At 73.3% G+C, this 11,091-nt stretch carries 10 protein-coding genes; 4 read left to right on the top strand and 6 right to left on the bottom strand.

Translation table 11 applies throughout. The features are described from left to right. Positions 1-576 (top strand): cbb3-type cytochrome c oxidase subunit I (locus tag BMG523DRAFT_RS17240; protein WP_035959170.1); only part of this gene is annotated, 576 nt, incomplete at its 5' end. Here BMG523DRAFT_RS17240 and BMG523DRAFT_RS17235 read toward each other — a convergent pair. From BMG523DRAFT_RS17235 to gabT, 3 genes are all read right to left on the bottom strand, one after another. Next, the gene (locus BMG523DRAFT_RS17235; RefSeq protein ID WP_023841762.1) at positions 560-1,540 is read right to left on the bottom strand and encodes a diacylglycerol kinase family protein; all 981 of its coding nucleotides are present in this window, start codon (positions 1,538-1,540) and stop codon (positions 560-562) included. The genes BMG523DRAFT_RS17240 and BMG523DRAFT_RS17235 overlap by 17 nt on opposite strands. Positions 1,541-1,634: 94 nt before the next feature. Then, complete coding sequence (locus BMG523DRAFT_RS17230; protein WP_035941931.1) at positions 1,635-2,279, bottom strand: DUF6758 family protein; 645 nt, start codon at positions 2,277-2,279, stop codon at positions 1,635-1,637. A 157-nt stretch (positions 2,280-2,436) separates the two neighbouring features. Further along, positions 2,437-3,864: a 4-aminobutyrate--2-oxoglutarate transaminase gene (gene gabT / locus BMG523DRAFT_RS17225; RefSeq protein ID WP_011438198.1), complete on the bottom strand. Its 1,428-nt coding sequence runs from the start codon at positions 3,862-3,864 to the stop codon at positions 2,437-2,439. A 287-nt stretch (positions 3,865-4,151) separates the two neighbouring features. On the opposite strand from gabT, the gene BMG523DRAFT_RS17220 reads away from it, so the two are divergent. Together BMG523DRAFT_RS17220 and BMG523DRAFT_RS17215 are read left to right on the top strand one after the other, a co-directional pair. Beyond that, positions 4,152-5,594, top strand: coding sequence for an aldehyde dehydrogenase family protein (locus BMG523DRAFT_RS17220; RefSeq protein ID WP_011438199.1), 1,443 nt, complete (start codon positions 4,152-4,154; stop codon positions 5,592-5,594). A 132-nt stretch (positions 5,595-5,726) separates the two neighbouring features. Then, on the top strand, positions 5,727-6,596 hold the full coding sequence (locus tag BMG523DRAFT_RS17215; protein ID WP_011438200.1) for a PHP domain-containing protein: 870 nt from the start codon (positions 5,727-5,729) through the stop codon (positions 6,594-6,596). Between the two features lie 58 nt (positions 6,597-6,654). On the opposite strand, the gene BMG523DRAFT_RS17210 is transcribed toward BMG523DRAFT_RS17215, so the two are convergent. Next, on the bottom strand, positions 6,655-7,173 hold the full coding sequence (locus BMG523DRAFT_RS17210) for a MarR family winged helix-turn-helix transcriptional regulator (protein WP_011438201.1): 519 nt from the start codon (positions 7,171-7,173) through the stop codon (positions 6,655-6,657). A 305-nt stretch (positions 7,174-7,478) separates the two neighbouring features. Between BMG523DRAFT_RS17210 and BMG523DRAFT_RS17205 the strand changes: the two genes are divergently transcribed. Further along, positions 7,479-8,621, top strand: a complete 1,143-nt coding sequence (locus tag BMG523DRAFT_RS17205) for an Mrp/NBP35 family ATP-binding protein (protein WP_011438202.1) — start codon at positions 7,479-7,481, stop codon at positions 8,619-8,621. A 128-nt stretch (positions 8,622-8,749) separates the two neighbouring features. On the opposite strand, the gene tatB is transcribed toward BMG523DRAFT_RS17205, so the two are convergent. Together tatB and BMG523DRAFT_RS17195 are read right to left on the bottom strand one after the other, a co-directional pair. Then, positions 8,750-9,289, bottom strand: a complete 540-nt coding sequence (gene tatB, locus BMG523DRAFT_RS17200) for a Sec-independent protein translocase protein TatB (protein ID WP_011438203.1) — start codon at positions 9,287-9,289, stop codon at positions 8,750-8,752. 67 nt (positions 9,290-9,356) lie between these two features. After that, positions 9,357-10,718, bottom strand: coding sequence for a S1C family serine protease (locus BMG523DRAFT_RS17195; protein WP_023841761.1), 1,362 nt, complete (start codon positions 10,716-10,718; stop codon positions 9,357-9,359). Positions 10,719-11,091 lie beyond the last annotated feature (373 nt).

Raw genomic sequence — 11,091 nt, 5'->3', positions numbered from 1 at the left:
GGCACCTACTTCTGGTTCCCGAAGGTCACGGGCCGGCTGATGAACGACCGGCTCGGGAAGATCCACTTCTGGACGGTCTTCCTCGGCTTCCACACGACGTTTCTGGTGCAGCACTGGCTCGGCGTGCAGGGTATGCCCCGCCGGTACGCCGACTACGGACCGAACGACGGGTTCACCACGCTGAACACGATCTCGTCCGCGGGTTCGTTCCTGCTCGCCCTCTCGACGCTGCCGTTCATCTACAACCTCTGGCACTCCTACCGCAAGGGCCCACTCGCCGTCGTCGACGACCCCTGGGGCTACGGGAACTCGCTGGAATGGGCGACCTCCTGCCCCCCGCCGCGGCACAACTTCCGGACGCTGCCGCGCATCCGCTCCGAACGCCCGGCGTTCGACCTGCACTATCCCCAGGCAGCCGGCCGCATCGACTATCATGCGACCCCCGAGATCACACTGACACCCGAGACCACGCCGAGGCCCGAGACCGCGGACCCGGCCGAATCCACAGCGGCCGAATCCACAGCGGCCGGACCCGACCGCCCGGCGCCGGAATCCGGCTTCAGGACGCCGGAATAACCGGCACGAGCAGCCGCAGGGCACCGGGGCGCACGACGATCTCCGCCGGCAACGACGCCAGCGGATCGCCGTCGGCGTAGACGGCGAAGGGCCGGTCGGCCTCGATGCGCACCCGCCGGGCCCGCAGCACCCGCACGTGCCGGGTGTCGACGTGACGCCCGGAGAACACCCGCGGGAACAGCGCCAGGAACGTCAGGCGGGAGGTGCGCGAGATCAGCAGGACGTCCAGCAGCCCGTCGGCGATGTCCGCCCCGGGGGCGAACCGCATCCCGCCGCCGTAGTACGCCGAGTTCGCCGCCGCAACCGTCCACCCGACCAGGTCCCGAGGCGCGAGGTCGTCCACCGTCACCGTGAAGCGCGCCGGGCGCCAGGCGGCCAGCGCCCGCAGCGCCGCGTAGGTGTAGACCTGCTGGCCGCGCAGGAACCGGGTCCGGTTGGCGATCACCTGGACGTCGGAGTCGTAGCCAACGCTCGCGATCCCGAGAAACGGCCGGCCGCCGACCTCGGGCAGGTCGACCCGGCGTTCCCGGGCGTGCGCAAGCCCGGCCGCGACGCGGCACGGGTCGCGGGGCAGGCCGAGACCACGCACGAAGTCGTTACCGCGCCCGCCGGGGAGCACCGCGAGCACGCCGCCGCAGCGGGCCACCCCCCCTGCCACCGAGCCAGCTAGGCCGTCGCCCCCGAGCGCGACCACGACCCGGCCCTGGGCGGTGGCCGCCGCCGCGAGATCGTCCGCGTGGGCGAGGTCGCGGGTCGGGGTGACCCGGACGTCCCGCGCCCAGCGCGCGAGCTCGATGCGGACGCCGTCGAGCATCCGCATCGCCCGCCCGTGACCCGCGCTCGGGTTGACGATCACGGCCAGCCGGTTGCGGTCGACCTCGGCGGGTTCGACCCGCAGCGGCTGCGGCGCCACCGCACCGAGGCTTCCCCGGGAGGGTGTGCGGGGGGCAGCGGCGTCCGTCATGGTGAGCGAGCTTACGGGCGGGTGCGGCAGGTCCCCCAGCGGCCGGGGATGCGGAGCCGGGGATGCGGAGCCGGGGATGCGTGACCATGGCGGCTCACCGCCCGGGCAGCGGCCCCGCGGACAGGTGCTGGCTCGATGCACCGAAGAACGACCGCTCGCCGAGCTGCGGATCGTCGCGCAGGTCCCGCAGCACGAGGTGTTCCAGCAGGAGCAGGGCCGCGTCGGCCGGCCAGAGCACCAGCCACAGCCACACCCCCCGGGCCTCCCCGACGAACGCCGCCCGATCGGGGGGTACGACCAGCGGCCACAGCGCCGTGGGATGCCCGGCGGCCTCTACCTTCGCCTCCGGTACGCCGGGCAGCGGTTCGGGATCGGGACCGCTGATGCCCGCGAGCCGGGCGCCGAGTCCCACCCGAGGCGCCTCGGCGACGAGCACCATCTCGGCCGGCCCGCCCAACGGAGAGGGCCCGGCGGCGGCAACTGCCGTGGCACGCGGCCCGGTACGCTCGTCACCGGCCCAGCCGACGCCGCTGACGTACCAGTGGACCGGCATCGGCTGCGGCAACCAGATCGGGACCGTCGAGGTCTTCGACAGCGCGTGGAGCGCCTGTTCCCGCGACGACACGGCGGTGCGGTAGGGACTCACCTCCCCGTGATCGTCGCACCGCCACTGGCTGCTCCACAGATCGGGTGGACGCAGCGGTCCGAGACAGCGCGGGCAGGCCGCAGCAATGGTCACCGGGCGCCTCCTGGCGTAGGTGGAGATGTCGCCGAACATCGGCACTCCGGCACCGGTATGCCCTCGGCTTTCCACCCGCAATCGCCCCACCAGGTTCCCACCCGCAATCGTCCGACCTGGGCAGATATGCCGAACAGCCGGGTGCGCCATCCCTCCGTCACCCCTCCGGGCGGGCCGGGGAGGGAGGCTGACGGCGCGCCGCGAGCTCCGCGAACGCCTCGTCGAGGAGATCGAGGCCAGCCAGCAGCAACGGCTCCTCGATCACCAGCGGTGGCAGCAGCCGGAGCACGTTGCCCCAGGTGCCCGCGGTGAGCACGATCAGGCCGCGACGATGGCAGGCGGCGGCCGCGGCGGCGGTGAGGACCTTGTCCGGGCTGTCGTCGCCGGCGCCCCGGACCAGCTCCAGGGCGACCATCGCGCCCCGCCCCCGGACATCCCCGACGAAGTCGTACCGCTCGCGCAACGCGTGCAGGCGGGGCAGGGCGATCTCGCCGATCCGGCGGGCCCGGCCGGCCAGGTCCTCGGACTCGATGAGGTCGATCGCGGCGAGAGCCGCGGCGCAGGCCGCCGGGTTCCCCCCGTAGGTGCCGCCGAGCCCGCCGACCTGGGGGGCGTCCATGATCTCCGCACGGCCGGTGACGGCCGCGAGCGGCAGGCCGCCGGCGATGCCCTTGGCGGTGGTGATGAGATCCGGGACGACGCCTTCGTGCTCGCAGGCGAACATCGTCCCGGTCCGGGCGAACCCGGTCTGCACCTCGTCCGCGACGAACACGATCCCCGCGACCGTACAGAACTCGGCGAGGCGGGGCAGGAACCCGGTCCCGGGGACGATGAAACCGCCCTCCCCCTGGATCGGCTCGATGACCATCGCGGCGACGGACGCGGCCCCGATCTCGTCCCGCACGAGCTCGATCACCCGCTCGGCGGCCTCCTCCCCACAGCGGTCGGGACCGGTCGGCCAGCGGTAGGGATACGCCAGCGGCATCCGGTAGACCTCGGGCGCGAACGGCCCGAACCCACTCTTGTAGGGCATCGACTTCGCGGTCATCGCCATCGTCAGGTTCGTCCGGCCATGGTAAGCGTGCTCGAAGACGACGACCGCGCCCCGGCCGGTCGCGCTGCGCGCGATCTTGACGGCGTTCTCGACGGCCTCCGCTCCGGAGTTGAACAATGCCGAGCGTTTCTCATGGGTACCCGGCGTCAGCCGGTTCAGCGCCTCACAGACGGCGATATAGCCCTCGTACGGCGTCACCATGAAGCAGGTGTGGGTGAACCGGCCGATCTGCTCGCGCACGGCCTCGACGACCCCGTCCGCAGCGTTGCCGACGCTGACCACCGCGATCCCCGAACCGAAGTCGATGAGCGAGTTGCCGTCCACGTCGACCACGACCCCGCCGCCCGCCGCGTGCGCGTAGACCGGGAGGGTCTCACCGACCCCCCGGGCCACGGCGCCGACGCGGCGCGCGGCGAGTGCCCGGGACCGCGGGCCGGGGATCTCGGTGTGCAGACGCGGCTCCTGGGGCAGCCGCGGGCCGCCGGTGGCGGGCAGGCCGATTCCGGTCGCCGCCGGGTTGGGAATGGTCATCGTCGGCTCCTACCTGATCGTATGCGCGCACGTACCTGTCCACGGCCCGGGCCACGCCGCCGCGCCGCGGCCCTGGTCCGGTCTGGGCCGGGCCGGGCCGGGCCGGGCCGGGCCGGCCATCGTCCCCCGCCGCCGGGATCCGGCCGGTGGTCCTCGGGCGGGACCGGGCGCGCCGCAGGCGCCCCGCCCGCGCGGGCGCCTAGAATGAGCTCGATGGTGATGACGACGGCAGGCGGCTCGACGCCAGGCGGCCCGGTGGCCGCCCGCGCCGACCGGTCATCCGCGCGATGAGCGAGCCGACGCCGTTCTGGCTGGCAGGCAAGCCGGCCACCGGGTCGGCGACGACCACCGTTCGGCACCCGTTCGACGGCGCGGAGGTCGCCGTCGTCGCGCAGCCGGACCCCGACCAGGTTGAGACGGCCGTGGCCGCCGCGGCGGCGGTCGCCCCGGCGTTCGCGGCGCTGCCGGCCCACGTCCGCGCCGGCGCGCTCGCCGGCGTGTCGAAGGAGATCGCCCGTCGAGGCGACGAACTGGCCCGTCTCATCACCGCGGAGAGCGGTAAGCCGCTGACCTGGTCGCGTGCCGAGGTGGCCCGGGCAAGCTCCACCTTCCGCTGGGGGGCGGAGGAGGCCCGGCGTTTCGCCGGGGAGCTGACCAGGCTGGACACCGATCCCCCCGGGGAGGGACGGCTCGCGCTCACCCGGCGTTTCCCCCGCGGGCCCGTGCTGGGCATCACCCCCTTCAACTTCCCGCTCAACCTGGTCGCCCACAAGGTGGCGCCGGCGCTGGCGGTCGGCGCGCCGATCATCGTGAAGCCGGCCCCGCGCACGCCGCTGTCGGCGCTGTTCCTCGGCGACCTGCTCGCCGACGCCGGCTTGCCCGAGGGGTCGTGGTCGGTCCTCCCGATCCCCAACGACCGCCTCGGCCCGCTCGTCGCGGACCCTCGGCTGCCCGTGGTGTCCTTCACCGGCTCCGGCCCGGTGGGCTGGTCCATCCGCGACACGGTCCCCCGCAAGCATGTGGTCCTCGAACTCGGCGGGAACGCGGCGGTGCTGGTCGCCGCCGACTACGCGACCCCCGCCGATCTGGCCCGGGCCGCCGGCCGCATCGCCCTGTTCGCCAACTACCAGGCCGGCCAGTCGTGCATCGCCGTGCAGCGGGTCTACGCCGACCGCACGATCGTCGACGAGCTGCTCGCCGAGATCGTCGCCGCCGTGCGGGCGCTGCACGACGGGGATCCGGCCGACCCGGCCACCGACGTGGGGCCGCTGATCGACGTCGCGGCGGCGGAACGGGTCGAGGCGTGGATCACCGAGGCCGTCGAGGCGGGGGCGACACTCGTCTGCGGCGGGACGCGCCACGGCACGAGTCTCAGCCCGGCCGTGCTGACCGGCGTTCCGCCCACCGCCAAGGTGGTGAGCGAGGAGGTCTTCGGCCCGGTGATCGTCGTGGCGGCGGTCGACGGCGTTGACGAGGGCTTCGCCCGGATCAACGACAGCGCCTACGGCCTGCAGGCCGGGGTGTTCACCCACGACCTGGCCACCGCCTTCCGCGCCCACCGGGAGCTCCAGGTCGGGGGGGTCGTCATCGGCGACGTCCCGTCGTACCGGGCCGACCAGATGCCCTACGGCGGGACGAAGGGTTCCGGCATCGGGCGGGAGGGGGTCCGCTCGGCCATGACCGACCTCACCGAGGACCGGGTGCTGGTCCTGACCGGTCTGGACCTGTAGGCCTCCCTGCCGCCCGCCGTCGCCCACCACCACGGCCCGCACCGCCCGCACCGCCGTCTCACCCCGGCCTGCCGCCCCGGCCTGCCGCCCACATCATCGCCGCGCGGCGAAAAGCTGCCACTATGAAGCATTATGGAGCGGGTGGCCATCGACCTGCACACCCATTCGACCGCCTCGGACGGCCTGGAGTCACCGGAGAACCTCGTCCGGCTCGCAGCCGGGCAGGGCCTGTCGATCCTCGCGCTCACCGACCATGACACCATCGCGGGCATCGGCCGCGCGGCCGCGGCCCTGCCTGCCGGGCTGACCCTGGTGCCGGGCGCCGAGATCTCCTGCCAGGTCGAGGTGGCAGGTGCGTGGGTATCCCTGCACGTGCTGGCCTACCTGTTCGACCCGGCCGAGCCGGCGTTCGCGGCGGCCCGGGCCCGGGTGCGGGAACATCGCGCCACCCGGGCCCGTCGGATGGTCGACCGACTCGCCGCGGACGGGCATCCGGTGCGCTGGGAACGGGTCCTGGAGCTGGCGGCCGGCACGGTGGGCCGCCCCCACATCGCCGCGGTCATGGTCGAGGCCGGGCTGATCCCCGAGGTGGCGGCCGCGTTCAGCAACCGGTGGATCGGCGCGGGCGGACCGTACTGGGTGGGCAAGGAGCAGCCGGACGTCTGGGAGGCGCTTCGCCTCATCCACGGCGCCGGCGGGGTGAGCGTGTTCGCGCACCCGTTCGCGAGCAGGCGCGGCGTCACAGTCGGTCCCGAGGTGATCGAGGCGATGGCGAAGGCGGGCCTGACCGGCCTCGAGGTCGATCATCCCGATCACCTACCCGTCGCGCGGCGCCGGCTACGTGGCCTCGCTGCCGAGCTCTCGCTGGTGGCGACCGGTTCCAGTGACTTCCACGGCGCCAGCAAGCCCCAGGGGCTCGGGGCCGAGACCACCTCCCGGGAGGCGTACGAGGCGTTGATCTCCACCGCGCGGGGGGCGGTCCCGATCACCGCGTCCGGATGACCGGCCGCGCGGTGCCGGGCACGCGCTGCCGGGCACGCTGCCGGCAGGCCATGGCCGCTCAGGCGTTCGCGTCGTACCCCCGGCCGTTGCCGCCCGGCCTCGGCGGGCTCAGCCGGCCCAGCAGCTCGGCGAGCAGGTCCTGCTCGGTTCGGCTGAAGTGGGAGAGCACGTGCCGGGCGACCCCCTTGAGGTGGGTGCCCGAGGCCGCCCGCAAGCGGTCGAATCCCTGCGGGGTGAGGGTGGCGAGCGTGCCGCGGGCATCCGACGGGCAGGACCGCCGGGCGACCAGTCCCTCCCGTTCCAGCCGGTCGACCAACCGGGTGAGACCGCTGCGGGAGAGCAGCACCGCCTGGGCGAGTTCGCTCATCCGTAACTCGCCGTTCGGGGCCTCGGCGAGCTGGACCAGCACGTCGTACGAGGCCAGGGGAAGCCGGTGAGCCGCCTCGAGCTCGGCCTCGAGGACCCGGGTCACGTGGGCATGGGCGTGCAGCAGCTCACGCCAGGCCCACATCCCATGTTCGTCGACCCAGTCCTCGCCGGTCTCGGAGCTGGCGCCGAACATCTCTTCGACTGCCATCGCGTCCTCCCGCCTCCGCACGATCAGCCTACGTCGCGGCCCGCCCGCAAAACCGTCCCAAGCAGCCGCCTCCGTCACCGGGACACATACCAGGCACATACCGGGACACAATCACCCCTGGTCATGACGATGGGCACGCTCCGCACCCGTCGTGAAGCCGACAGGGCGGCTCACGCTCCCCGGTCCGCCGAACACGGCGGACCGGGGATCGTGAGCCGGCGCCGTCACGTCCCCCGCGGGCTATCGTGGACCCACAGGCGGCCCGGCGGGCCGCACCTGATACCAACCTGTGACTGAGGTTTCCCTTGTCCCTATCCCGGCCTTCCCCCGACGCGATTCAGTCGGCTCTGGCGACGGTGCACGATCCCGAGATCGGTCGTCCCATCACCGAGCTGGACATGGTCTCGTCGGTTCGCGTGCTCGACGACGGCTCGGTCGACGTCGGGGTCCTGCTCACCGTGTCCGGCTGCCCCATGCGCGACGAGATCATCAATCGGGTCAGTCGAGCCGTCAGCGCGGTCGAGGGCGTCCGCGAGGTCCGCGTCGATCTGCAGGTCATGTCGGACGAGCAACGCGGTGCCCTGCACGCGAAACTGCGGGGGGGCAACGCCCCCAAGGCGATTCCCTTCGCCCAACCAGGCTCGACCACCAGGGTCTACGGCGTCGCCAGCGGCAAGGGCGGCGTCGGCAAGTCCTCGATCACCGTGAACCTGGCCGCCGCGATGGCCCGTTCGGGCCTGTCGGTCGGTGTGCTCGATGCCGACATCTATGGGCACTCCGTGCCCCGCATGCTGGGCATCGACCGCCCGCCCACCCAGGTCGAAAAGATGATCATGCCGCCCCAGGCACACGGGGTGCGAGTCATCTCCACCGGGATGTTCACGCGCGGCAACCAGCCAGTGACCTGGCGCGGACCGATGCTGCACCGTGCCCTGGAGCAGTTCCTGTCAGACGTCTTCTGGGGTGACCTGGACGTCCTTCTCCTGGACCTACCGCCCGGCACCGGTGACATCGCCATCTCCCTGGCCCAGCTGGTGCCGTCCTCCGAACTGCTGCTGGTCACGACCCCGCAGCTGGCGGCCACCGAGGTCGCCGAGCGGGCCGGGACCATCGCCGTGCAGACCCGGCAGAACGTGGTCGGGGTCGTCGAGAACATGGCGTGGCTGCCCTGCCCGCACTGCGGCGAGCGGGTCGACGTGTTCGGCTCTGGCGGCGGGGCTGCGGTGGCCGAGCGGCTGACCAGGGTGCTCGGTCATGACGTACCGCTGCTGGCCCAGATCCCGGTGGACGTCCGGCTCCGGGAAGGCGCCGACAACGGCATGCCGCTGGTCATCGGCGAGCCGGACAGCGAGGCGGGCAAGGCCCTGCACGCGGTGGCGGGCCGGCTCACCTACCGCTCCCGTGGGCTCGCCGGACGCAGCCTCAACCTCACGCCGGTGGGGCGCTGAACACCTACGATCGGCCGTCCGTCCGGGTTCGCGCAGCCTGATCGACGCGAGCCCGGCCCCGGCTGGCCCCGCCCCGGGGCGGGTGCATCGAGCCGGCGGCGACGCCGAACCTCAGGCGACGCCGAACCTCAGGTGGCGTCCGAGTCGAAGGGCACCTCTGTCGCCGGGCCGTCGCTCCGTGCCGGCTGCGCCGGCACGGAGCGGGCGGCGGACGCCTTGCTCGGCGAGACCTTCGACAGCATGGGGGACACCGGACCGGGCGGCGCCGCCGGAACCGCGGCCTCGGCGCCGGGACGAGCCGGATCCTTGGCCGCGGGATCTCTCGGCAGCGAGGACTTGGTCAGTGACGGCGCCGCGGGCGGATCGTCACCGAGGAGCAGCGAGTCGAGCGAGGTCCGCTTGGTGAGGTATGGCGGCAGAACCGGATCGTCCTCGAACAGGTGCTTGCGGACGAAGGTCTTGGGATGCAGGTCCCGGATATCCAGATCGGCGAATTCCGGGCCCAGCTCGGACCTGAGATCGTTACGCATGCCGTTGGCCAGCTGACGCAGCTGACGCAGCACGCGTCCCGCGTCCCTGGCGGCCTTGGGCAACCTGTCCGGGCCGAAGACGAACAGCCCGATCAGAAGCAAGACGACGACTTCACCCCACCCGACACCGTTGAACACGCGCTGAGCGTACCTCTCCCGGTGTTGCGGGCAAGGAGCTCGTGGGCAACGAAAAGATGTCTGCGGCTCAGCGCTGTTGTTCCTGCAGCGTCAGCTGGGTGGTCGCGGTGGCACCGGCGCGTTCGTAGGCGACCGACACCCGGTCACCTACCCGGTGGAGCCGGGCTGCGACGATGAGGTCGTTCATCCCGCTGATAACCCTGGTGTCCACCCGCGTGATGATGTCGCCGACGCGCAGCCCGGCGCGCTCGGCGGGGCCACCGGGCGCCAGGTTGACGACGCGGGCACCCGACGTGGTCCCCATGGCCTTCGCCTGGCCGGCGGTGACGGTCGCGGCTGACACGCCGAGGTACGGGTGGGTCGCCCGACCGGTCGAAATGATCTCCTGAGCGACCGAGCGGGCGAAGTCGATCGGGATGGCGAACCCCACGCCGATGCTGCCGCTCTGGCTCTGGGACTCATGGCCGGGCACCGCGGCGATCGCGGTATTGATCCCCACCATCTGGCCGAGGCCGTCGAGCAGCGGACCACCGGAGTTGCCCGGATTGATCGCCGCGTCGATCTGGATCGCCCCGATGAGCACCGTGGGGTCGGTGCCGCTCTCGGCCGGGACCATGGGATTGCGGTCGAGCGCGCTGACGACGCCGGTCGTCACGGTGCCGGCGAGGCCGAACGGCGCCCCGATGGCAACCACCGGCGCTCCCACGACCAGCGAGCCGGACTGGCCGAGCGTCACCGCCGGCAGGGGCTGCGGGGCCGGGATCCGCAGAACGGCAATGTCAGTCTTGGGATCCCGCCCGACCAGGTCGGCCCGGACCTGGCCGAACTCCTGGTAGCGGCGCACGGAGATCGGAGTTCTGGCGGCGACCGCGGACGCCACGACGTGGTTGTTCGTCAGGATGTACCCCTCCGGGCTAATGATCACCCCGGAGCCGGTACCCGCGGCATCGCCGTCCCCCCCGCCACCGGCGTCGATCGTCACCACACTGGGCAGAGCCGTCGCGGCGATCGACGCGACCGACCTGCGGTCGGAGCTGGGCGCGGCGGTACCGACCGGCAGGGCCGCCGACGCCTGTTGGTCGCTGCCGCGCTCGGTCATCGAGACGAGCAGCGCACCGATCCCCCCACCCAGCAGACCCGCGACCAGGATGCTCGCGAGGAGGACCCGGTGACCGAGAACGACCGGGCGACCAGGAGCGACCAGGCGCCCCCGCGGCGCCGAACGACCAGTCAGGACATCGGCGAACGGCACGGCGAACGGCGCGGCGTTCGAGCCGCCGCTGTCGGAGCCGCCGCTCTCGGAGCCGCCGCCGTCGGAGTCCGCGGGCAGCGGATACGGCGTCGAGGTCGGCGACCACGCCCGCGGGGAGCCCGTCTCGGCGGGCGGTGGGGCCGGCGGCTGCGTGCCGAAGCCACGCACCGCGGTCACCGTCGGCAAGCCTCCCGACGGCTCCCGCGGGTTCCCGTCCGCCGCAGCGCGCCCGCGGTCGGTCGCGGCGGCGCCCGGGTCGCAGCCCGCCCGGGCGCCCGGCGCCCCCGGACCCGAAACGCCCGTCCTCGAAACACCCGCCCCCGGAGCACCCGCCCCCGGAGCACCCACGCCCGGAGCACCCACGCCCGGAGCGGCCCCCTCGACCCGCCCGGAATGCCGGGGGTGGCGATGCCCTCCAGGAGCGGAGCCGGCCCTGTCCTCACCGGGTGGGAGGGTCGGCGGACGCCGGCCGGGCTGACGTACCGGAATCCGCGCCGCCCCGGATTCCGGCGTCGCACCCTCACGGGCCGTGGGCCGCGGCTGCGGCCCC

It is taken from the genome of Frankia sp. BMG5.23, from assembly GCF_000685765.2.
Taxonomy (GTDB): domain Bacteria; phylum Actinomycetota; class Actinomycetes; order Frankiales; family Frankiaceae; genus Frankia; species Frankia casuarinae.
The sequence above is the reverse complement of the archived record's forward strand: the minus strand, read 5'-3'. Positions and strand labels throughout refer to the sequence as shown.

Bases quoted from the DNA above. Each gene is read 5' to 3' on its own strand.
- BMG523DRAFT_RS17235 (WP_023841762.1), bottom strand. From the start codon at position 1,540: ATGACGGACGCCGCTGCCCCCCGCACACCCTCCCGGGGAAGCCTCGGT.
- gabT (WP_011438198.1), bottom strand. From the start codon at position 3,864: ATGACCATTCCCAACCCGGCGGCGACCGGAATCGGCCTGCCCGCCACC.
- BMG523DRAFT_RS17220 (WP_011438199.1), top strand. From the start codon at position 4,152: ATGAGCGAGCCGACGCCGTTCTGGCTGGCAGGCAAGCCGGCCACCGGG.
- BMG523DRAFT_RS17215 (WP_011438200.1), top strand. From the start codon at position 5,727: ATGGAGCGGGTGGCCATCGACCTGCACACCCATTCGACCGCCTCGGAC.
- BMG523DRAFT_RS17210 (WP_011438201.1), bottom strand. From the start codon at position 7,173: ATGGCAGTCGAAGAGATGTTCGGCGCCAGCTCCGAGACCGGCGAGGAC.